Source organism: Kribbella sp. NPDC056951, assembly GCF_042674205.1.
In the GTDB taxonomy this organism is placed as follows: Bacteria; Actinomycetota; Actinomycetes; order Propionibacteriales; family Kribbellaceae; genus Kribbella; species Kribbella yunnanensis.
Genome location: NZ_JBHUQZ010000006.1, coordinates 179,398 through 200,973, shown reverse-complemented (window position 1 = coordinate 200,973; position 21,576 = coordinate 179,398). Strand labels below are relative to the sequence as shown.

At 67.6% G+C, this 21,576-nt stretch carries 22 protein-coding genes; 16 read left to right on the top strand and 6 right to left on the bottom strand.

Annotation, left to right across the window (positions count from 1 at the left end):
• Positions 1 to 119 precede the first annotated feature (119 nt).
• From ACFTSF_RS24245 to ACFTSF_RS24225, 5 genes are read left to right on the top strand one after another with little or no spacing between them, the layout of a single operon-like run.
• Positions 120 to 1,409, top strand: coding sequence for an extracellular solute-binding protein (locus ACFTSF_RS24245; RefSeq protein ID WP_380155918.1), 1,290 nt, complete (start codon positions 120 to 122; stop codon positions 1,407 to 1,409).
• Positions 1,406 to 2,272, top strand: a complete 867-nt coding sequence (locus ACFTSF_RS24240) for a carbohydrate ABC transporter permease (RefSeq protein WP_380155917.1) — start codon at positions 1,406 to 1,408, stop codon at positions 2,270 to 2,272. Before ACFTSF_RS24245 ends, ACFTSF_RS24240 begins: the two co-directional genes overlap by 4 nt.
• On the top strand, positions 2,269 to 3,087 hold the full coding sequence (locus ACFTSF_RS24235; RefSeq protein WP_380155916.1) for a carbohydrate ABC transporter permease: 819 nt from the start codon (positions 2,269 to 2,271) through the stop codon (positions 3,085 to 3,087). Before ACFTSF_RS24240 ends, ACFTSF_RS24235 begins: the two co-directional genes overlap by 4 nt.
• An 8-nt stretch (positions 3,088 to 3,095) precedes the next feature.
• Complete coding sequence (locus tag ACFTSF_RS24230) at positions 3,096 to 3,983, top strand: nucleoside hydrolase (protein WP_380155915.1); 888 nt, start codon at positions 3,096 to 3,098, stop codon at positions 3,981 to 3,983.
• On the top strand, positions 3,967 to 4,947 hold the full coding sequence (locus ACFTSF_RS24225) for a LacI family DNA-binding transcriptional regulator (protein ID WP_380155914.1): 981 nt from the start codon (positions 3,967 to 3,969) through the stop codon (positions 4,945 to 4,947). The genes ACFTSF_RS24230 and ACFTSF_RS24225 overlap by 17 nt, the downstream gene beginning before the upstream one ends.
• Here the strand turns inward: ACFTSF_RS24225 and ACFTSF_RS24220 are convergent, their stop codons facing one another.
• Complete coding sequence (locus ACFTSF_RS24220; protein WP_012922430.1) at positions 4,948 to 5,667, bottom strand: IclR family transcriptional regulator; 720 nt, start codon at positions 5,665 to 5,667, stop codon at positions 4,948 to 4,950. It lies immediately after the preceding gene.
• Positions 5,668 to 5,779: 112 nt separating this feature from the next.
• Between ACFTSF_RS24220 and leuC the strand changes: the two genes are divergently transcribed.
• The 4 genes from leuC (at position 5,780) to ACFTSF_RS24200 (ending at position 10,017) form a co-directional block, all read left to right on the top strand.
• A complete protein-coding gene (gene leuC, locus ACFTSF_RS24215) occupies positions 5,780 to 7,210 on the top strand; it encodes a 3-isopropylmalate dehydratase large subunit (protein WP_380155913.1) in 1,431 nt (476 codons plus the stop codon).
• 14 nt (positions 7,211 to 7,224) lie between these two features.
• A complete protein-coding gene (leuD, locus tag ACFTSF_RS24210; protein WP_380155912.1) occupies positions 7,225 to 7,824 on the top strand; it encodes a 3-isopropylmalate dehydratase small subunit in 600 nt (199 codons plus the stop codon).
• A 251-nt stretch (positions 7,825 to 8,075) separates the two neighbouring features.
• On the top strand, positions 8,076 to 9,236 hold the full coding sequence (gene corA / locus ACFTSF_RS24205; protein WP_380155911.1) for a magnesium/cobalt transporter CorA: 1,161 nt from the start codon (positions 8,076 to 8,078) through the stop codon (positions 9,234 to 9,236).
• 178 nt (positions 9,237 to 9,414) lie between these two features.
• On the top strand, positions 9,415 to 10,017 hold the full coding sequence (locus ACFTSF_RS24200; RefSeq protein ID WP_132413273.1) for an HU family DNA-binding protein: 603 nt from the start codon (positions 9,415 to 9,417) through the stop codon (positions 10,015 to 10,017).
• Positions 10,018 to 10,082: 65 nt separating this feature from the next.
• On the opposite strand, the gene ACFTSF_RS24195 is transcribed toward ACFTSF_RS24200, so the two are convergent.
• Together ACFTSF_RS24195 and cofC are read right to left on the bottom strand one after the other, a co-directional pair.
• Positions 10,083 to 10,289, bottom strand: coding sequence for a hypothetical protein (locus tag ACFTSF_RS24195; RefSeq protein ID WP_344155293.1), 207 nt, complete (start codon positions 10,287 to 10,289; stop codon positions 10,083 to 10,085).
• A 1-nt stretch (position 10,290) separates the two neighbouring features.
• Entirely contained in the window at positions 10,291 to 10,962 is a 672-nt protein-coding gene (cofC, locus tag ACFTSF_RS24190; protein WP_380155910.1) for a 2-phospho-L-lactate guanylyltransferase, read from the bottom strand.
• 16 nt (positions 10,963 to 10,978) lie between these two features.
• Between cofC and ACFTSF_RS24185 the strand changes: the two genes are divergently transcribed.
• Genes ACFTSF_RS24185 through ACFTSF_RS24170 form a run of 4 tightly spaced genes read left to right on the top strand, consistent with a single transcriptional unit; the run spans position 10,979 to position 15,564 of the window.
• Positions 10,979 to 11,749 carry a lysophospholipid acyltransferase family protein gene (locus ACFTSF_RS24185; protein ID WP_380155909.1) on the top strand — a complete coding sequence of 257 codons (771 nt, stop codon included), beginning with the start codon at positions 10,979 to 10,981 and terminating at the stop codon, positions 11,747 to 11,749.
• Positions 11,746 to 12,747, top strand: a complete 1,002-nt coding sequence (locus tag ACFTSF_RS24180; RefSeq protein WP_344155301.1) for an NAD(P)H-dependent glycerol-3-phosphate dehydrogenase — start codon at positions 11,746 to 11,748, stop codon at positions 12,745 to 12,747. The genes ACFTSF_RS24185 and ACFTSF_RS24180 overlap by 4 nt, the downstream gene beginning before the upstream one ends.
• Positions 12,744 to 13,874 carry an aminoglycoside phosphotransferase family protein gene (locus ACFTSF_RS24175; RefSeq protein WP_380155908.1) on the top strand — a complete coding sequence of 377 codons (1,131 nt, stop codon included), beginning with the start codon at positions 12,744 to 12,746 and terminating at the stop codon, positions 13,872 to 13,874. The genes ACFTSF_RS24180 and ACFTSF_RS24175 overlap by 4 nt, the downstream gene beginning before the upstream one ends.
• 25 nt (positions 13,875 to 13,899) lie before the next feature.
• Complete coding sequence (locus tag ACFTSF_RS24170) at positions 13,900 to 15,564, top strand: hypothetical protein (protein WP_380155907.1); 1,665 nt, start codon at positions 13,900 to 13,902, stop codon at positions 15,562 to 15,564.
• Here ACFTSF_RS24170 and ACFTSF_RS24165 read toward each other — a convergent pair.
• Entirely contained in the window at positions 15,553 to 16,674 is a 1,122-nt protein-coding gene (locus ACFTSF_RS24165; RefSeq protein WP_380155906.1) for an ROK family protein, read from the bottom strand. The two genes, ACFTSF_RS24170 and ACFTSF_RS24165, sit on opposite strands and share 12 nt — an antisense overlap.
• A 73-nt stretch (positions 16,675 to 16,747) precedes the next feature.
• Here ACFTSF_RS24165 and ACFTSF_RS24160 point away from each other — a divergent pair, with 73 nt between their 5' ends.
• From ACFTSF_RS24160 to ACFTSF_RS24150, 3 genes are all read left to right on the top strand, one after another.
• Positions 16,748 to 17,827, top strand: a complete 1,080-nt coding sequence (locus ACFTSF_RS24160) for a Gfo/Idh/MocA family protein (protein WP_380155905.1) — start codon at positions 16,748 to 16,750, stop codon at positions 17,825 to 17,827.
• 12 nt (positions 17,828 to 17,839) lie between these two features.
• The gene (locus ACFTSF_RS24155) at positions 17,840 to 18,847 is read left to right on the top strand and encodes a sugar phosphate isomerase/epimerase family protein (protein WP_380155904.1); all 1,008 of its coding nucleotides are present in this window, start codon (positions 17,840 to 17,842) and stop codon (positions 18,845 to 18,847) included.
• Positions 18,848 to 18,999: 152 nt separating this feature from the next.
• The gene (locus tag ACFTSF_RS24150) at positions 19,000 to 19,248 is read left to right on the top strand and encodes a hypothetical protein (protein ID WP_380155903.1); all 249 of its coding nucleotides are present in this window, start codon (positions 19,000 to 19,002) and stop codon (positions 19,246 to 19,248) included.
• On the opposite strand, the gene ACFTSF_RS24145 is transcribed toward ACFTSF_RS24150, so the two are convergent.
• Positions 19,245 to 20,402 (bottom strand): MFS transporter, encoded by a 1,158-nt coding sequence (locus ACFTSF_RS24145; protein ID WP_380155902.1) that lies wholly within the window; start codon positions 20,400 to 20,402, stop codon positions 19,245 to 19,247. The genes ACFTSF_RS24150 and ACFTSF_RS24145 overlap by 4 nt on opposite strands.
• Positions 20,395 to 21,555: an MFS transporter gene (locus ACFTSF_RS24140; RefSeq protein WP_380155901.1), complete on the bottom strand. Its 1,161-nt coding sequence runs from the start codon at positions 21,553 to 21,555 to the stop codon at positions 20,395 to 20,397. The genes ACFTSF_RS24145 and ACFTSF_RS24140 overlap by 8 nt, the downstream gene beginning before the upstream one ends.
• Positions 21,556 to 21,576: the final 21 nt, after the last annotated feature.

Genomic DNA, 21,576 nt, shown 5'->3' with positions numbered 1-21,576 from the left:
CAACTTCCTCCGATGGGTCAGGAGAGCCGGATATCCGTTTGTGGGGAGCGCTGGACGGCAGAGATCTAAGCGCTTAGTCTAACCGCTTAGATTCTCGGGACAGGTCTTGAGAGGTGCTCATGAGGCGGAATGTGGTGCTGGCGGCCCTGGTGGTCGCGGCGGTGGTGGCGGGGTGTGGTGGGTCGGGTGATCAGCCGGCTGCCGGGAACGCGGGTCCGGAGACCGGGACGATCACGTTCACGGGGACGGACAACGCGGCGACGTATGCGCCGGTGATCGCTGCGTTCGAGGCGAAGAATCCGGGGATCAAGGTCACCTACACGCAGATCCCGTTCGATCAGTTCAACGCGACGATGCAGCAGCGGCTGAGTGCGAAGGATGCCGGGATCGATGTCTACACGGTCGACGAGCCGCGGGTGTCGCAGTTGGCGGCCAAGGGGTTCCTGGTCGACCTCGGCGAGCTGGATGCGCGGGCGAAGAGTTCGTTCGGACCGACGGCGTACGCGGTGAATCACTTCCGCGACAAGCTGTGGTCGCTGCCGATGTGGAACTCGACGCAGTTCCTCTTCTACAACAAGACCGCGCTGGCCAAAGCGCAGGTCGCGCCGCCGACTGCGGATCCGGCGAAGCGGTGGACGTGGGAGCAGGTCGAGGCGGCGGGCCGGAAGGCGCAGCAGGCGGGGACCAAGTACGGGCTGTTCATGGAGCAGCCGGAGGCCTATTACCAGCTGCAGCCGTTGGCCGAGTCGCTTGGCGGTGGCTCCGGCATCACCGGCGACGACGCGCTCACACCGGCGGTCGAGACCGACGGCTGGAAGAAGGCCATGCAGTGGTACGGCGCCACCTACGCGAGCGGACTGTCGCCGCGGGGCATCGGCGGTTTTCAGACCGGTCCGGTGTTCAGCACGGGCAACGCGGCGTTCTTCGTCGGTGGTCCGTGGGACCTGAAGATCTTCGGCAGCGCGAAGTTCGACTGGGGTGTCGCGCCGCTGCCGTACTTCGCCGGTGGCAAGCCGGTGACGCCGACCGGGTCGTGGTCGCTGGGGATCAACCCGGCATCCAAACAGCAGGGGATGGCGCGGAAGTTCCTCGAGTTCGCCACTCTCGATGCGGCCGGCAACCTGGCCACCACGAAGACGACCACGATCATCCCGGCCAACCTCGAGGCGCAGAAGCAGTACCTGCCCGCGATGGACGCGTACTCCGGTGCGCACACCGCCGGCGCTTCGGCCATCACGGCGTACGAGGCAGCCAGTACGGCGACCTCGCGGCCGGTGAGTGTCGGCTACATCCAGTTCGAGGAAGTGATGGGTAAGGCGTTCGCCGATATCCGCAACGGCAGCGAACCCAACGCCCGCCTCGCCGAAGCAACCCGTCAGCTGATGGACGCTTGGAAGTCGATTAAGTGAAGAAGCAGCGGCAAGGACTGATCGCGCTCGCCTTCCTGGCACCGGCGCTGATCAGTCTCGCCGTGCTCCGGATCGGTCCCGCGGTCTACGCGTTGATCGAGAGCTTCTACGCCGAGAGCCTGCTCCGCGGCGGTCGCGTCTTCACCGGCCTCAGCAACTACACGGATCTGCTGGCGAACAAGGACTTTCGCCAAGCCGTCGCCGTGACCCTCCTGTTCACCGTGTTGGTGAATCCGATCCAGGTCGTCGCGTCGTTCCTGCTCGCGGTGCTCTTCACCCAGCGCGCACCCGGCACTCGCCTGTGGCGCACGCTGGTCATCCTGCCGATCGCCACACCGCCCGCGGTCTCGGCGGTGATCTGGAGCGTGATCTATCGGCCGGACGGGATCGCCAACAGCTTCCTGGCCAGGCTAGGTCTACCCGAGCAACCGTTCCTCACCTCGTCGAGTCAGGTGCTGCCGGCACTGATCGTGTTGCTTTCGTGGATCGGCGTCGGGTACTGGATGCTGTTCCTGATCGCCGGCATCCAAGACATCCCCGGTGAGATCCGCGAGGCCGCACTGCTCGACGGTGCCGGCGCCTGGCGCCGGATGATCTCGGTGACGCTCCCGCTGGTACGGCGGCCGCTCGCGTTCGTGCTCGTCGCCGACACCGTGTCGAACCTGCTCGTGTTCGCCCCCGTGCAGATCCTCACCAAGGGCGGACCGAACGGGGTCAGCAACCTCCTGATGTACGACGTCTACACCCGCGCCTACGCATTGGGCGACATCCACGTCGCGCAGGCCGAGGTCGTCCTGCTGGTTGCCCTGACGATCGCGATCGTGGCCGCGCAGTTCCGGCTGTTGCGAGGTGATCACTCGTGAAGCGACTCGGGCTGTCGGTGCTTGGCGCCGTGATCGGTCTGCTGTTCTTCATCCCACTGCTGTGGGTCGTCACGAACTCGTTCCGCCCCGGCTCGGAGACATTCGCGCATCTCAGTCCGCTGTCCTGGGAGTCGTTCTTCGAGCTGAACCCGACCCTGATCAACTACCGCGATCTCTTCGGCGGTGAGATCGGTCGCGCGACCCTCAACTCGATCCTGGTCAGCGCCGCGACCGTAGTCATCGGGCTAGCGGTCTGTGCGTCCGCCGCGTTCGGGCTGGCCGCCTTCCAGTACCGCGGTCGTGGGCTCGCGTTCGGCATCGTCGTACTGAGTTTCCTGGTGCCGTTCGACGCGATCGCGATCCCGCTGTCGACGATGTTCCGCGACTGGAACCTCACGAACACCTTCACCGGCTTAGTGCTACCGGGCATCGGCAACGGGATGGCGATCTTCCTGCTCCGGCAGTTCTTCCTCGGCATCCCGGCCGAGCTGGTCGAGGCCGGCCGGCTGGACGGTCTCGGCTGGTTCGGCGTGTTCCGGTGGATCTACCTGCCGTTGTCGAAACCAGCGCTGATCGGTGCCGGGCTGATGCTGTTTCTGTTCCAATGGCAGTCCTACGTCTGGCCGCTGTTAATAGGCACAGATGCCGAGCACATCGTCGGCCCGGTCGCCCTGGCCAATCTGCAAGGACAGAACTTCACCGACTACGGCCTGGTCTTCGCCGGCGCCGTCGTGCTCACCATCATTCCGCTGGCCGTCATCGCCGGGTTCCAGCGGTACTTCGTCCAGTCCGTTTCCAGCAGCGGACTCAAGTAGGGAGACCAATGCGCCAACTGATCCTCGACACCGACATCGGTTCGGACGTCGACGACGCGATGGCACTCGCTCTGATCCTCGGCACCCCCAGCCTCGATCTCGTCGCGATCCACACCGTGTACGGCGACACCCGGCTGCGCGCGCAGTTAGCCCGCCGGTACGGCGCTCTGGCCGATCGCGACCTCACTGTCGTGGCCGGTACGGCGGAACCGTTGTCGGGCCGCAAGGTGTGGTGGGCGGGTCACGAGGGCACCCTGCACAAGGATCTGGACACGGAGACGTTCGCACCGGGCAGTGCGCCCGAAGACCTGGTCGCCCGGCTGCAGAACAACCAGGGGGAACTGGATGTCGTTGCGATCGGCCCCCTGACCAATCTGGCCGCCGCACTCGAGCTGGAGCCCCGGATTGCCCAGTGGATCCGGCACCTGTGGGTGATGGGCGGTTGGTTCGGTGCGGACGCCGAGCCGGAGCACAACTTCAAGAGCGACGACGTGGCTGCACGTGCTGTGCTCACTGCAGGGATCCCCACCACGATCACTGCCATCGAGATCACCCGTCAGGTCAGTATCACGACCACTCTGCTGCAACGGATCCGCGCCGCCGGACCGCTCGGTACGGCGCTCGGTGCGGACATCGAGCAGTGGTGGGCGTACTGGAACGAGTCGTGGAACGTCCCGCACGACCCGGTAGCGGTGTTGACCCTGACCCGGCCGGATCTGTTCACGCTGTCCGAGCCTGGGCGCGTCGAGATCGGTACCGACGGTCTCAGTACCTTCACCCCGGATCCGGCAGGTACCGTGCGGATTGTGAGCGAGCTGGATGCCGTTGCTGTTGCCGACGAGATCACCGCGCGGATCGTGGCCGCAGCAGGGGAGACCGATGGCGACGGCTCGTGACGTCGCCGATCGGGCGGGTACGTCCACGGCAACCGTCAGCTATGTCTTCAACAACGGTCCGCGTCCGGTAGCGGCGGCAACGCGGCAGCGGGTGCTGGAGGCGGCCGCTGAGCTGGACTACAAGCCGAACGCCGTCGCCCGTGCACTCAGCGCAGGACGCTCCTTCTCTTTAGGGCTGTTGATCCCGCAGGTGCGCAATCCCTTCTTCGGCACGCTGACCGAGCACCTGGAGAACGTGGCGCGGGCGCACGGTCACCTGCTGCTGATCGGCGACTCGGCGGGTGATCCGGCGCAGGAGTCGGCGCACATCGGCTCGTTCATCGAGCGGAAGGTGGATGGCGTCGTACTGGTGTCGTTGCTGGCGGAGCCGGCGATCCGGCGATTCAGCTCGGCAGGTGTGCCGGTAGTGGCGCTGCACCCGGTACCGGATGGTGTGACGGTCTCGACACTGTCTATTGACTACGTGGCCGCGGCTGAGGCGGCGGTGGATCACCTGTTGTCGCACGGCTACAAGACGTTGGCTGTGCTGACAGGTCCGGAAGACTCACCCGGTACGGCGCAACACCGGGCTGGGGTTGAGCGTGCGCTGCAAGCACATCCGAAGACGACAGTGCGGTACCAGGCCGGGCCGGTATCGCGGTTTGCTGCGCGGGACGCCGTACGGGCTTGGTTTCAGCAGAAGCGGCCGCCGCGGGCTGTGTACTGCGCTACGGACGAGCAGGCGTTCGGTGTGCTGTTTGCTGCTTGGGAGGCCGGTTTAAAGGTGCCGGAGGACGTGGCGGTGATGGGTGTCGACGGCACCGATGAGTGCGCGGTCACGATCCCGCCGCTGGCCAGTGTGCGCCAGCCGGTCGATGAGATCGCGCGGCGGGCCGTAGACGTACTACTGGCCGCCCCCGATCGGGAGGCGGCCAGAGTGGTGTTGGACTACGAGTTGGTACCGCGAACTTCGTGCGGGTGTTGATTACTCCGAAGCGCGGCGCAGTGCCTCGGAGAGGCGCTCGGCCGCGGCCATGACGGCCGGGGCGTGCATGCGGCCAGGCTGACGGGACAGGCGCTCGATCGGGCCGGATACGGAGACCGCGGCAATCACTTTGCCGCTGGGGGAGCGGACCGGTGCGGAGACCGAGGCAACGCCCTGCTCACGCTCACCGACCGAGTGTGCCCAGCCGCGACGCCGCACACCGGCCAGTGCGGCCGCGTTGAAGGTCGCGTTGTGAAGGCCGCGGTGCATGCGCTCCGGGTCCTCCCAGGCAAGCAGTATTTGGGCAGCCGACCCGGCCGCCATGGTCAGCTGACTGCCCACGGGAACGGTGTCGCGCAGACCGGACGGGCGCTCGGCGGCCGCGACACACACGCGGTACTCGCCCTGACGGCGGAACAACTGGGCGGATTCACCAGTGATGTCACGCAGTCGTGCGAGCACCGGACCGGCGGTCGCGAGGAGACGGTCCTCACCGGCAGCGGAGGCCAACTCGCTGAGTCGCGGGCCGAGCACGAAGCGTCCCTGCATGTCCCGGCCGACCAGCCGGTGATGCTCGAGAGCCACGGCCAGCCGATGTGCCGTCGGCCGCGCCAGCCCCGTGGCCGCGACGAGTCCGGCCAGGGTTGCCGGCCCGGACTCGAGTGCGGACAGAACGAGAGCTGCTTTGTCGAGCACGCCGACTCCGCTAGAGTTGTCCATGAGACGATACTGCCGTCTCGAATCGTGGAACGCAAGTCGCTTCGGGCCCTCGATCGAGAGCACTGTGAGCGAAAGCACCCTCACCACACAGGAAACCTCAAAGGAGAGTCTGATGGGTAGGACGTTGTCGGAAAAGGTCTGGGATGCACATGTTGTGCGCCATGCAGACGGAGAGCCCGACCTCCTTTACATCGATCTCCACCTGGTGCATGAGGTCACCAGCCCACAGGCGTTCGACGGCCTGCGGCTGGCCGACCGCCCGGTACGGCGTCCTGATCTGACGATCGCGACCGAGGACCACAACGTCCCGACGTACGACGTGGACAAGCCGATCGCGGACCCGGTGTCGCGGACCCAGGTCGAGACGCTGCGCAAGAACGCCAAGGAGTTCGGCATCCGGATCCACACGCTCGGCGATCCGGACCAGGGCGTCGTACATGTGATCGGCCCGCAGCTCGGCCTGACCCAGCCCGGGATGACCGTGGTCTGTGGTGACAGCCACACCTCGACGCACGGTGCGTTCGGTGCGATTGCCTTCGGCATCGGTACCAGCGAGGTCGAGCACGTGCTGGCGACCCAGACGCTGATGCAGGCCCGGCCGAAGACGATGGCCGTCACCGTTGACGGCGTCCTGCCGGACGGTGTCTCGGCCAAGGACCTGGTGCTCGCGCTGATCGCGCAGGTCGGCACCGGTGGCGGCCAGGGTTACATCGTCGAGTACCGCGGCGAGGCGATCCGCTCGCTGAGCATGGAAGCCCGGATGACGATCTGCAACATGTCGATCGAGTGGGGCGCCAAGGCCGGCATGATCGCGCCGGACGAGACGACCTTCAACTACCTGCAGGACAAGCCGCACGCGCCGCAGGGCGTCGACTGGGAAGCCGCGGTCGAGTACTGGAAGAGCCTGGCCACCGACGAGGACGCCGCCTTCGACCGCGAGGTCGTGCTGCGCGCCGAGGACATCGCGCCGTTCGTCACCTGGGGCACCAACCCTGGCCAGGGCGTTCCGCTGTCGGCCAACGTCCCGTCGCCGGACGACTTCGACAACGAGAACGACAAGATCGCGGCCGAGCGCGCGCTGGAGTACATGGGCCTGACCGCCGGTACGCCGCTGCGCGAGGTCAAGGTGGACACCGTCTTCCTGGGCTCGTGCACCAACGGCCGGATCGAGGACCTGCGCGCCGCGGCCGGCGTGCTGGCCGGGCGGAAGGTTGCCGAGGGCACCCGGATGCTCGTCGTACCGGGCTCGGGCCGGGTCCGGCTGCAGGCCGAGGCCGAGGGTCTGGACAAGATCTTCAAGGACGCCGGCGCCGAGTGGCGGGGCGCGGGCTGCTCGATGTGTCTGGGCATGAACCCGGACACGCTGGCTCCCGGTGAGCGCAGCGCCTCCACGTCGAACCGCAACTTCGAAGGCCGTCAGGGCAAGGGCGGTCGCACCCACCTGGTCTCACCGCTCGTCGCCGCCGCCACCGCCGTGACTGGCACGCTCGCTGCGCCGGCAGACCTGCAGCCGCTGAACGTCGTCGTACCCGAGAACGTCTGAGGAGCTCAGTAATCATGGATGCCTTCACCCAGCACATCGGTACGGCGGCCCCGCTGCGCCGCAGCAACGTCGACACCGACCAGATCATCCCGGCCGTGTACCTGAAGCGGGTCACCCGGACCGGATTCGAGGACGGCCTGTTCGCTGCCTGGCGCAACGATCCCGAGTTCGTCCTGAACCAGCCCGAGTACGACGGTGTCTCCGTCCTGGTGGCCGGGCCCGACTTCGGCACCGGATCCTCGCGTGAGCACGCGGTCTGGGCCCTGCTCGACTACGGCTTCCGCGTCGTCGTCTGCTCGCGGTTCGGCGACATCTTCCGCGGCAACTCCGGTAAGGCCGGACTGCTCGCGGCCCTGGTCACCCAGGACGTCGTCGAGCAGCTGTGGGCAACGATCGAGAAGGACCCGGGCACCAAGGTGACCGTCGATCTCGAGGCCAAGACGATCTCCGCCGGTGAGCTCTCGGCGCCGTTCGAGATCGACGACTACACGCGCTACCGGCTGCTGAACGGCCTCGACGACGTCGGCATCACCTTGTCCCACGAGGCCGACATCGCCGCGTACGAAGCAACCCGGCCGTCCTTCAAGCCGGCCACCCTGCCCGCAAAGGCCTGATGTAGAAGAGTTCTCGCCCCTGTAACGTTTGCGTGGACAGGGGCGATAACTCTGGTGTTACCCTTGCTGGGTTGTCAGAACAAGGCTTGCGAGACCTAGGAGGTGAGGCGCTGATGAACAGCAGCAGCGAACCCTCCAGACCTATGGGTCTCGCTCGACCTTTGTGAGGCTGACTTTTCTCCTCCGTGCAGTAGTGGTCGGGCAGACGCGACATGCGCTCACTCACCCGTACCACCGCACCTGGAGGACTCATGTCCGACCTTCGCCTGCGCACTTTTCGTGCGTTCAGCCGTACGCCGTCACTGCGTGGCACCGCGCGTAAGCACGCTGCACCCGCGCCTGTGATCGAGCCGGCCGTCGAGAAGCAGCGCGACACCCAGAAGCCCAAAGGCCACAGCGTCGTCGACAGTGCGATCTACTGCGACGGCCGCCGGATCGCGTCGCCGGAGTCGCTGGCCGAGACCTATCGCGTGCTGCACAAGGCGCCGCAGGGCCTGGCCTGGATCGGCCTGTATCGCCCGGACCAGCGCGAACTCAACTCACTGGCCCAGGAGTTCGGCCTGCACGAGCTCGCCGTCGAGGACGCCATCCAGGCCCATCAGCGGCCGAAGCTCGAGCGGTACGGCGACACGTTGTTCGTCGTACTGAAAGCCGCGCGGTACCGGGACGCGACCGAGGAGGTCGAGTTCGGCGAGGTGCACGTGTTCGTCGGCCCGGACTTCGTGGTGACGGTCCGGCATGCCGAAGCGCCCAACCTGGCCGCCGTACGGCGTCGGGTCGAACACGACCCGGAGTTGCTCAACCTCGGTACCGAGGCTGTTCTCTACGCGATCCTGGACAAGGTCGTCGACGGCTACGCGCCAGTGGTCGCCGGTCTCGAGAACGACATCGACGAGATCGAGACCGAGGTGTTCCGCGGTGACCCGAAGGTGTCGCGGCGCATCTACGAGTTGTCCCGTGAGGTGATCGAGTTCCAGCGCGCGACCCGGCCGCTCGTCGGCATGCTGCAGGGACTGCGCGGCGGCTTCGACAAGTACGGCGTCGACGAGGAACTGCAGCGTTATCTGCGCGACGTCGCCGACCACGTCACCGAGGTGGTCGAGAAGGTCGACGGATTCCGCGAACTGCTGCGCGACATCCTGACGGTGAACGCGACCCTGGTCGCCCAGCAGCAGAACGAGGAGATGAAGAGTCTCACCATCGCGAGCAGCGAGCAGAACGAAGAGGTGAAGCGGATCTCTGCGTGGGCGGCGATCCTGTTCGCGCCGACGTTGATCGGCACCGTCTACGGGATGAACTTCGACGCGATGCCGGAGCTGCATTGGCAGTTCGGATACCCGTTCGCGATCGGTCTGATGGCCTTGGTGTGCGTCGGTCTGCATCAGGTCTTCAAGCGTCGCGGGTGGCTGTGAAGCTGCCGGAAACAGCCTCAAAACCCCGCAGGAGCACCCGATCGGGGCGATTTGTGGCAAGAATCGCCTAAAAACAAGCCGAAATGCCGCGTGGGTGTTTGGCAACGGCCTCATCTGTCCATAACGTTCCTGTGAGATCGAGCGCTGTGCTCGACACCCAGTTCACGGAGGGAAGACAGTGAACAAGAGCCAGTTGGTCGAAGCGCTCGCAGTGCACTTCGACGGAAACCGCCGCCAGGCTCAGCACGCTCTGGAGTCGATCATCGACACCATCCAGCGCGAGCTGACCAAGAAGGGTGGCAAGGTCGCCATCACCGGTTTCGGTGCCTTCGAGGCCATCGACCGTCCGGCGCGCCTGGTCCGGAACCCGCGCACGAACGAGGTTCTGAAGGCCAAGAAGACCGTGGTGCCGAAGTTCCGCGCGGGTGCGGAGCTGAAGGCCGTTGTCTCCGGTGCGAAGAAGCTGCCGAAGCTGGTAGCCCCGAAGGCCACCGCGACCGCCACCAAGGCGGCCGCCCCGGCCAAGAAGGCCGCACCGGTCAAGGCCGCGGCGAAGAAGGCCGCTCCGGTCAAGGCTGCCGCCAAGAAGGCGCCGGCCAAGAAGGCTGCTCCGGTCAAGGCCGCAGCGAAGAAGGCCGCTCCGGTCAAGGCTGCCGCCAAGAAGGCGCCGGCCAAGAAGGCCGCTCCGGTCAAGGCAGTGGCGAAGAAGGCGCCGGCCAAGAAGGCCCCCGCCAAGAAGGTTGCCGCGAAGAAGGCTCCGGCCAAGCGCGCAGCCCGCTGAAGTAACTAGTACGACGGCAGAAGGCCGGTCACTCCCTCCAGGAGCGACCGGCCTTCGCTTTTGTTCTAGAGCACGGTTGCGAAGTCGACCTTGGTGATCGCAAGAGTCGCACCGGAGCCTGTGGTCTGGATACGGACGCGTTGGCCCACGCGCAGCAGGCGAACCGGAGTCTCCGCGATCGCGTGCACGGTAAAGGGAAGCTCGATCCCGGTGTCGGTGAGCACCGCTCCGGAGAAACTCTCGCTGTCGTACCGGCTCACTGTGGCTTGCATGTCAGCAGGCTAGGCCTTCGGAACCCGTTGCGGAACCAAGCACCAGCGACATCACGTCAGCGGTTGCGGGACCGACGCCGAGCTGGACCGCGTGCGCGAGATCGGCTGCCGTGTCGACGTCCCGCCGTACGGAGTCCATGTTCGGCAGGTCGATGGGGACTGCCCCGGAAGCCTGGTGGGCCAGGGCGGAGCCGATCCCGAAGCGGGGGTCGAGCGCGACACCGGCCGTGGCCGCGAGCAACGTCGTACCGGTGCCGGGCTGGTCGATCACGAACGAGCGTGGGGCTGTGCAGGCTGCGAGTACGGCGGTGAGCTCGGCCGGGCGTAGTGCCGGGAGGTCGGCCGACAACGCAGCCACGCCGTGCCCGGGGAACTCTGCGGCAGCGATCGTGGCGCCGTGCCGGAGCGCGCCGTTCAGCCCGTCGGCGGCCAGATCCGGTACGACGTGGGCGCCGACCGCGGTCACGTCCGCGGCCACCACCGGGTCGTCGGTGACCACCAGAACGGCGCGCACCAGGCCCGAAGCCAGCGCGGCCGCAGTAGTGTCGACAGCGAAGGCGCGCGCGAGCTCCGGCCGGTGCTGCGGGTAGGCCGCAGCCAGCCGGCTCTTCGCGATCGCCGTACGCTTCACCGGGATCGCCAGGATCCAGGGAACGACCTGTAGGTCTGCCATCAGGCAGGATTCTCCCATGGCGGAGAGCAGTGACCAGCACCAGGAGGCAGCAGTGGACGACCCGAGACCGCGGCGGGGTTTCTGGTTCGGCGTGATCGTCGCGCTCGTCAAGCCCTTCATGCTGATCTTCACCAAGCCCCGGTTCAGCGGCCGGGAGAACATGCCGCGGACCGGCGGCGTGGTGTTCGTGCCGAACCACATCTCCCATTTCGACCCGTTCGTGCTCGGCTTCTTCATCTGGGAATGCCGGCGGATTCCGCGGCTGCTCGGCAAGGCGTCGTTGTTCAAACTGCCGATCGCCGGCCGGATCATCACCAGCGCCGGGCAGATTCCCGTGCACCGCGATTCCACCCAGGCCGCCGATGCGTTCCGCGACGCGGTGGCAGCGGTCGAACGCGGTGAGTGCGTCGGCGTCTATCCCGAGGGCACTATTACCCGCGACCCGGATCTGTGGCCGATGAATGGGAAGACGGGCGCGGCCCGGATCGCGTTGATGACCGGCGCTCCGGTGATTCCGATCGCGAACTGGGGTGCGCAGGAGATTCTGCAGTCCTACACCGGGCGGCTGAAGATCCGGTTGCTGCCGCGGAAGACCGTGATGGCGCGGGCCGGGAAGCCGGTCGACCTGAGCGCGTTCCAGGGCAAGCCGATCACCAACCAGCTGTTGCACGAGGCAACCGAGGTGATCATGCGGGCACTCGCCGAGACGCTCGGTGAGCTGCGCGGTGAGACCCCGCCCAAAGAGTTGTTCGATCTGCGCAAAGCTCGACGTGAGGAGAACGAATGACGAAGGTTGCAGTGTTCGGAGCCGGGTCCTGGGGTACGGCGTTCGCCACGGTGCTGGCGGGGGCGGGGAACCAGGTCTCGTTGTGGGCCCGGCGGCAGTCGGTCTGCGACGTGATCAACACCCAGCATGAGAACCCCGACTACCTGCCGGGGATCCGGTTGTCCGAAGCGATCACTGCGACTCACGATCCGGCCGCGGCGGCCGATGGCGCGGAGGCCGTCGTACTGTCCGTGCCTTCGCAGTCACTGCGGGAGAACCTGCGCGACTGGGCCGGGGTGCTGCCGGACGCCGTACCGCTGGTGAGCTTGATGAAGGGCGTCGAGGTCGGTACGACGTTGCGCATGTCCGAGGTGATCGCGGAGCTGACCGGTGCGGGGCCGGAGCGGATCGCGGTCGTGTCGGGTCCGAACCTCGCGCGCGAGATTGCTGAGGGGCAGCCTGCTGCTGCGGTGGTTGCGTGTGCGGATGAAGGTACGGCGAACCGGTTGCAGAAGCTGTGTCATTCGGGAACGTTCCGTCCGTACACGAATACGGATGTCGTGGGGTGTGAGCTCGGCGGCGCAACGAAGAACGTGATCGCGCTGGCCGTGGGGATGGCTGTTGGGTTCGGCTTTGGCGACAACGCCCGGGCGTCGGTGATCACGCGCGGTCTCGCCGAGACCGCTCGGCTGGGTGCGGCGTTGGGTGCGGATGAGCACACGTTCTCCGGGCTCGCAGGGCTTGGTGACTTGGTCGCCACGTGTTCGTCGCCGCTGTCCCGCAACCGCACCTTCGGCGAGAAGCTCGGCCAGGGGATGACGGTTGCCGAGATCGCCGGTGCGACGCGGCAGGTAGCCGAAGGCGTGAAGTCCTGCTCGTCGATCGCCGAGCTTGCCCATCACCACGATGTCGAGATGCCGATCGCCGAAGCCGTCACCAAGGTGGTCGCGGGGGAGATGACCCCGAAGGACATGCTGTTCAGTCTCGTGTCCCGCTCGGCCAAGGCGGAGCGCTGGTGATCCCCGAAGCCTTCGCCGCCGGCACCACCGCACGCGAAGGCGAAACCGGAGCAGCCTGGCTGGATGACCTACCCACCATTGTGCAAGACCTGCTCGACCGCTGGTCGTGCACTCCGGACGGCGACTGGATGCACGGCGAAGTAGGCGTCATCGTCCCAGTCCGTCGTACCGGCGAACCGCTGGTGATGAAGGTGTCGTTCCCTCACCCCGGCAACGTCCACGAACCAGACGCCTACACAGCCTGGAACGGCCGAGGCGCAGTCCACCTCCACGAACGTGCAGACGCTGACTACGCGATGCTCCTGGAACGAGCCCACCCCACCACCCTCCGAGACTCAGGCGCCGACGTAGCGGTGGTGGGAGGGGAGATGAGCCGCCTGCTCGCAATCCCCGCCCCCAAGGCACTCCCGCACCCACACCACCCCACCAGCACGCACGCCGCCCACAACACCCCTCCCCTCCGGGACCAGCCCCACAACGCGTCTCCCCTCCGGGACCAGGCCCCCGACGCGACTCCCGTCCCGGACCAGGCCCCCGATGCGACTCCCGTCCCGGGCCAGATCCACAACGCGACTCCCGTGCTGCAGGCGCCCGGCGGTCCACCCCTCCGAGACCACGCTCGCGAGCTTCCTCGGTTGTCTGATCGTGCTGACGAGTGGGCTGAGGAGCTGGCGCGGGACGCCGTGGAGTTTGCGGGGGCGTTGCCTGATGCGGTGGTTGCTCGGGCTTCGGCGGTGATTGACGAGTTGGTGCGGGAGCAGCCCGACGTACTGGTGCATGGGGATCTGCATCATCGGAACATCCTGAGCGCCGACAGAGAACCGTGGCTCGCGGTGGATCCGAAGGGACTGATCGGAGATCCGGCGTACGACGCGGTGACGTTCCTGAAGGCTCGGACGTTGGTGCTGATGCACGGCGATCTGCTGCAGGGAATGGAACGGGAGCTGGCGGCGTACTGCGAGGCCGCGGAACTCGACCGCCAGCGGGTACGGCGGTGGATTCAGCTCGAGCTCGTGCGGACGGCGTACTGGGTGCGGCGGTACGGGGTTGGAGCGGTCCGGCGTGGGGACATTGCGCGTGATCCGGCGGTGCAGATGATCGACGAGTTGGCGATCAACTGGGCCTGACCCGACGGCCTACTAGCGTTTCGGCATGGACCAGATCGATGCCTTCGTCAACCGTATCCCGGACTGGCTGGACGAGACCGGTGCGCTGGCTGAGCCGGATCTCGACGTACTGCGGGAGTTGCTCGAGTGTCGCGCCGCGGTGCTGGGGCACACCGATCCGTTGAGCTGGCCCGAGGGGTCGCTCGTCGAGACGGTGATGGGGATCGCGCCGTTCGTGCTGCAGTTCGATGCGGCCTGGCGGGCTGCGGCCGCGGTGACCTTGCCGGTCCTGCGGGATGTGGTGGTCTTCGAGGGCGACCGGGAATCCGCGGAGGTTCTCCGGCGTGAGGTCAAGTCGCTCCACCCGGTACTGACTGGCGGCAGCGGCGAGCGGATGCAGGATGCCTTCGGCTGGTCGACCGTTCGCCGCTTGCACCACCTCACGACCGGGACAGACGTCGACGCCTGGCTGGCCCGCTACAAAGAGCTGTCCTGGGAGGAGGCGGATCGACTCGCCGGTCCGTTGCGCCGCGGGGAGGTCTCACTCGGCGGTGACCCGTACGGCGGAGTCACGATCCCGTTTCCACGTCTCGTGCTCCCGTCCGTGGCCGGTGCGGCTGCGCAGCAGGCGCCGTTGGTGTCGGCGGCTGTCGAGCTGGCGCTGTGGCTGGTAGCTCAGCCGTCAGTCGGCGCGAGTGGCGTACTCGATGACGACACCGTGGCGCAGGCCCTGGCAGCAACGACTCTCGGCGACGCTGCCGCGGTCCAGGAGGCTTGGCGGATCGCAGTGCTCTCCGAACTCGTCTACTGGACAGGTGCCCACGTACTGCGGGGACCGCGCCTGACCGCGTGGGCCGACCCCGGCAGCCGGCCGGCGTCCTGGGATCACCTGGTCCGTGCGGTGGTTGGCGACGTACCGGCGTCCGATCGGGACGAGGTGATGGCTGCGGTCTACGCGGCGTACCAACCGGGTCTCCCGGCGGGCTTCGACGAGTCGCTCGGCAGTGAGCCGGTGCGGATTGCGGTCGGTCGGCTGCGGCGGCTGGGGATGTTCGACGAGAGCGGTACGAAGCTCAGTCCGCTCGGGGTGCAAGGTGTGCTGCTGCCCTGGCTCCGCATCGACCGTCCCGGACGCTGGCCGCTCGTGGCCGGGCCATGGCGGCCAGAGCTGACCACTGCCGACGTACGGGCCTGGATAGCGGCGAGTATGCGCCGGATGGTCGCCGACGCGGAAGGTCAGTCGTGGATGCGGACCGCTGAGCCGGTTGCGTTCGCACACCAGCTGGTCGACGTACTGGTGGTGTCCGATGACCCGGTCGAACGCGCGACTGCCTTCATCCTGCTGACTCAGCTCGGCTCCCAGGTCACACCGGTAGCCGATCGGCTGGCCGGTACTCAGCTCCACGGCTACCGGACTATGTGGCCCGGGGCGGCGCCTGCCGCCGAACCGGACCAGGCGCAGCTGTTGCTGTTCCTGCGGGACCAGCTGGCGTGGCAGGACGCGTTGAGTGCGGAGGCAGCCGAGCTACGGCCCGGTGTTCAGATCGACCTGGGACGGTTCGACTTCGGCGGTCCGTGGCCGGACTGGTTCCGCGAACGGATCGGACGACCGGGGCCGTTGACCGAGGCCGAGCTCGCCGTACTGCGGGAGACGCTCGCGACCGACCGTGCGGAGCTCGCCGCAGCGGTCGCGCAGATATCAGCTGAGTAGCTGCCGCTGGACCAGGACGGCGGCACCGCGCAACGCGGCGTCGTAAGGGGACCGCGTGGTGGTGACGTGCAGACCGGTCGTGGCCAAGGGCAACGACCTCGCGTAGACGGTCTCGCGGATCCCGGCCAGTAGGTGGTCGCCGGCTTGGGAGAGTGAGCCGCCGACCACGAGGACCGACGGGTTGAGCAGGCTGACGGCGGCGGCGAGGACGGTGCCGATCTCGCGACCGGCCTGGCGAACCTCCGTGATGGCTGCGGTGTTGCCCGCACGGACGAGTTCGACGATGTCGTGGCTGCCGGCAACGCCAAGGCGGCTGGCGATGGCTGCGGCCGACGCGACCGCTTCCAGACAACCCGTGTTGCCGCAACGGCAGAGTTCAGTGTGACCGGGGATTTGGATGTGGCCGATATCCCCGGCCGCTCCTTGGGCGCCGCGATGCAGTCGGCCGCCGCTGATCACGCCGGCCCCGATGCCGGTGGCGACCTTGACGAACAGCAGATGCTCAACGTCGGCGTACTCGGTCGCGTGTTCGCCGAGCGCCATGATGTTCACGTCGTTGTCGACGAGAACCGGTCCCGGGAGTTCGCGGCTCAGTCGCCCGGCGACGTCGTACGAATCCCAGCCCGGCATGATCGGCGGATGATTCGGCCGCCCGGTCGAGTGCTCGACCGGGCCGGGCAGACCGACGCCTGTTCCGGCGAGGTCCGTGTCTGCACGGCCGATGCCGTGCAGCAGCGCGCGGCCGATGCGGACGACCTCGGCCAGAACCACATCCGGGCCTTCGGCGATGTCGAGTGGCGTGGTCAGCCGGCCGAGGATCACGCCGGTGAGGTCGGTCAGGGCGACCGACACATGGGTGGCGCCGACGTCCGCGGCGAGGATCAGCCGGGCGGCCGGGTTGAGCCGGAACCGGCCCGGCCGCCGCCCACCCGTGGACACGCCGTCGCCCGACGGGACGACGAGGCCTGACGTCAGCAGTGCGTCGATCCGGCCGGCGACCGTCGACCTCGCGAGGCCGCTCGACGCGACGAGCTCGGCCCGGGTCCGGGGGCGCCCGTCGAGCAGCAACTGCAGGAGTGCGTCGGGTGCCATCACCTCGGAATCGCTCATCACCGTACTTCCGTCTGTGGTCGCTGGACTTTTGCTTGACAGGGTTCAAAAGTCTCACATAGCGTCGTTCGACGTGTCCACCAACAAGCTGAAGGTCGGGATTGTCGGCGGCGGTTTCATGGGCCGGGTGCACGGCAGATCGGCGCTGGTCTCCGGTGCCCAGATCGTCGGTGCGGTCGGATCCAGCCCTGCGCGAGCCGAAGCAGCGGCCGAAGCCTCCGGAGCCGAGCGCGGGTACGAGACGCTGGCCGACCTGCTGGCCGCCGACGTCGACGTGATCCACGTTTGCACGCCGAACAACACCCACCGCGAGGTGACCCTGCAGGCGCTCGCCGCAGGCAAGCACGTGATCTGTGAGAAGCCGCTGGCGACCTCTGTGGCCGATGCGACCGGGCTGGAGGCCGCTGCGCACGAGGCCGGCCTGGTGGGCGCCGTACCGTTCGTCTACCGCTACCACCCGATGGTCCGCGAGCTGCGCGCTCGCCTCGCAGCTGGTGAGGCAGGTGTCATCACCAGTCTGCATGGCTCATACCTGCAGGACTGGCTGGCCGGTGCGGACGACCAGAACTGGCGAGTCGACGACGAAACCGGTGGTCCGTCGCGGACGTTCGCTGACATCGGCTCGCACTGGTGCGACCTGACCGAGTTCGTGACCGGGGACCGCATCGCCGCGATCAGTGCGCAGCTGCGGACCGTCAATGCCGTTCGCGGCGGCCACGAGGTCCGTACTGAGGACCTGGCCACCGCACAGTTCCGCACCGAGGCCGGGGTGGTCGGCACGATCGTCGTCAGCCAGGTAGCGGCCGGCCGGAAGAACCGCCTCTATCTGGAGGTCTCCGGAACCGACGGGAGCTTCGGGTTCGACCAGGAAGACCCCGACCGGCTGTGGGCAGGTCGCCGTACCGCCTCCCAGATCCTGACTCGCGACCCCGACACGCTGAGCCCCGGTGCGGCCCGCGTGAACCGCCTGCCGGCTGGACACGCCCAGGGGTACCAGGACGCGTTCGACTCATTCGTCGCGGACAGCTACGCCGCCGTACTGGGTGACCGCCCGGACGGTCTGCCCGATTTCGCCGCTGGTGCGCGGTCTGCCCAGCTGATCGACGCCGTACTGCGCTCAGCTGCTGCGGACAGCAGCTGGATCACCGTCTAAGGAGCCTCACACATGCCACGCCCGATCACGCTGTTCACCGGTCAGTGGGCCGACCTGCCGTTCGAGGAGGTCTGCCAGTTCGCATCCGAGGCCGGGTACGACGGGGTGGAGATCGCCTGCTCCGGCGACCACTTCGACGTACAGCAGGCGATTGACGACGACACGTACGTCCAGAGCCGCAAGGACATCCTGGCGAAGTACAACCTGAGCGTCTACGCGATCTCCAACCACCTGGTCGGCCAGGCGGTCTGCGACAACCCGATCGACTTCCGGCACCAGGCGATCGTGCCGTCGCGGATCTGGGGCGACGGTGACGGCGAGGGCGTCCGGCAGCGCGCGGCCGAGGACCTGAAGAACACCGCCCGCGCCGCCGCCAAGCTCGGCGTCGACACCGTGATCGGCTTCACCGGCTCCTCGATCTGGCAGTACGTCGCGATGTTCCCGCCGGTGCCCGCCTCGGTGATCGACGCCGGCTACCAGGACTTCGCCGACCGCTGGAACCCGATCCTCGACGTCTTCGACGCCGAAGGTGTCCGGTTCGCGCACGAGGTGCACCCGTCGGAGATCGCCTACGACTACTGGACCACCACGCTGGCGCTCGAGGCGATCAACCACCGCCCCGCCTTCGGCCTGAACTGGGACCCGTCGCACATGGTCTGGCAGGACATCGACCCGGTCGCGTTCCTCTGGGACTTCAAGGACCGCATCTACCACGTCGACTGCAAGGACACCCGCATGCGCGTCGGCGGCGGCCGCAACGGCCGCCTCGGCTCCCACCTGCCCTGGGGCGACCCGCGCCGCGGCTGGGACTTCTACTCCACCGGCCACGGTGACGTGCAGTGGGAAGACTGCTTCCGCGTCCTGAACTCGATCGGCTACACCGGCCCGATCTCGGTCGAGTGGGAAGACGCCGGCATGGAACGCAAGGTCGGCGCCGCCGAAGCCGTCAACGTCATCCGCGCCCTAGCCTTCGACAAGCCCGCCGCCGCCTTCGACGCCGCCTTCGCCACCGACAAGTAGGCCCCCATCCCCGAAGGCGAGTAAACGGCTGCCACCTGACGGGGGTCCGGACACCCTGACGGGGCCTTGAACAGGTCATAACTTGTTCAAGGCCTCCAGTTCTTGTTCACGCCCCCGGCGGCCGGCTGGCCGGCGGGCGCCATACTCGGGGTATGACGGACTTCGAGACTCTCCGGGCCCTGGCCGACGAAGGCAACGAGAAGGCAGCCGACAAGCTCGCCGACCTGGCCGACGAGCGCTCCGACCTCGGCACCCTCAACGATCTCCTCGACGAAGGCAACGACCGGGCCGGCGAACACCTCACCCGCCGAGCCGCCGCCGCCAAGGACCTCCGCGAACTCCAGCGCATCAGCGACGCCGGCTACGAAGAGGCCACCGAAGTCCTCAACAGCCTGCTCTAGCTCCTCGGGCGGCCGGCGGCGAAGCCGAGGAGGACTTGTACGGCGGCTAGGGCGGCGAAGGTGGTGAGGGTGGCGGTCCAGGTGCCGGTTTGTTCGGTGAGGGTGCCGGCTATGACGGGGCCGGTGGCGGCCAGGAGGTAGCCGATGGACTGGGCCATGCCGGAGAGTTGGGTGGTTTCGTGGTGGGTTCGGCCGCGGAGGCTGATGAGGGTGAGGGCTGCTACCAGGGCTGCGCCTTGGCCTAGGCCGGCGATGATGGCCCAGAGGACGGCTAGGCCGGGGGCTAGGAGGAGGCCTAGGAGGGCGAGCACGATGGGGATGCTGGCGGTGACTGCGCCGGCTCGTTGGCTCACTGGGTTCTTCAGTAGGCGGGGGATGGTGAGGCCGCCGATGAGGCCGAAGCCTTGGAAGAGGAAGACGTGGACGCCGGCGGTGCGTTCCGAGATGCCGGTGGAGATCTCGATGGTAGGTAGCCAGTTCACGAGCAGGTAGAAGCTGGTCGACTGCAGGCCCATGTAGCCGGTCACCAGCCAGGCCATCGGCTGTCGCCAGACGCTGACCGGCGAAGCCGCTTGCGAGACTGGTAGCGGTAGGGAAGCTCCGAGGGATCGGGGGAGCCAGACCAGTGCGGCCAGGAGGGCGAGGCCGCCCCAGACTGCGAGGGACAGGCGCCAGTCGGCCGCGTCAGCGATCGGTACGGCGACGATCGAGGCGAGCGCGGCGCCGCCGGTGATGAAGGCGGTGTAGATGCCGGTGGCTCGGGAGACATGCGCGGCGTAGTCCCGTTTCAGGATGACCGGGACGAGGACGTTGCCGACCGCAATCGATGCGCCGATGACGACCGTGCCGATCCAGAGACCGGCCTGGCCGGTGTAGGACCGGGCGACGCTGCTGACCGCGAGCACCAGCAGCGAGATCAGGACGGTCCGCTCCATCCCGAACCGGCGGGACGCGAAGTGCACCAGCGGCGACGCGGCGGCGAACGCCAGCAGGGGCAGGGCGGCCAGGAGGCCTTGGGCGGTTTCACCGAGGTTCTCATCGGCGCCGATCCGGGGGAGGATCGGACCGACCGCCGTGAGCGCTGGGCGTAGGCACAGGGCAACCAGGAAGACGGTTGCGGTGATGACTACGGCCCAGCGCCGGCGATCAGACATCGACGCGCGCTCGAGTCCGCAGTACGGGAGCGAAGACGGCCAAGGCAACGGTCAGGACCGTGACGACCATGAACGAGACGGTCAGGTTGCTGGCCTGCGCGATCCCGCCGATGATCGACGGCGCGACCAGCCCCGAGGCGTAGGTGATGGTCGCAACCCCAGCAATAGCGTGCGATGCGTTCGAACCGCTGCGCGCCGCGGCGACAAAAGCCAGCGGTACGACGACCGCGACGCCGATCCCGATCAGTCCGAACCCGGCCATCGCGGCCACCGCGTTCGGCGCGAGCACCACCAGCACGCCACCGATCACCGCGATCAGCCCGCTCCAGCGAACCGTGCGAACCGCGCCGAACCGGTTGACGACCGCATCCCCGGTGAGCCGAGCAATAGCCATCGTCAAAGCGAACCCAGTGGTCGCACCCGCAGCCACACCAGGCGAGCTCGCCAGGACGTCGCGCAGGTACACCGCCGACCAGTCCAGGCTCGCGCCCTCGGCGAACACAGCGCAGAACCCGACCGCGCCGATCAGCAGCGCCGACCGCGGCGGCAACGCGAACCGTGCCGGCGGCTCCTCGTCCTCCTCCGGATGAATGTTCAGCACGAACTGGCAGACCACGGCCCCGAGCACGGTCAGCACGATCGCCGCGATGATGTGGTGCACCTGCGCACTCACGTCGGCGTGCGCCGCGACTGTGCCGACTGCCGAGCCGATCAGGGCGCCCAGACTCCACATCCCGTGCAGGCCGGACATGATCGACTTCTGCAGCCGATGCTCTACCTCGACACCGAGGGCGTTCATCGCGACATCCGCCATCCCCGACGTCCCGCCGTACACGAGAAGTGCCGCGCAAAGCGTCAGCAAACCCGGCGCGAACGACGGCAGGATCAGCGAGAGCGTCCAGAGCGCGAGCAGAGCGCGCAGTGCGGTCCGGGTGCCGAAGCGGTGGCTGATCCGGGCGGCCAGCGGCATCATCAGCGCGGCCCCGATCGCCGGGAAGGCCAGGGCGAGCCCGAGCTCGCCGGCCGACAGACCGGAGTGCTCCTGGATCCACGGCACCCGGGTCGCGAACGACCCCGTGACCGATCCGTGCACACAGAAGACGGCCGCCACGGCGTACCGCGAGCGTTTGACCAGTTGGGCGGTGTCAGCCACAAGTAAACAATCTGTTTGTTC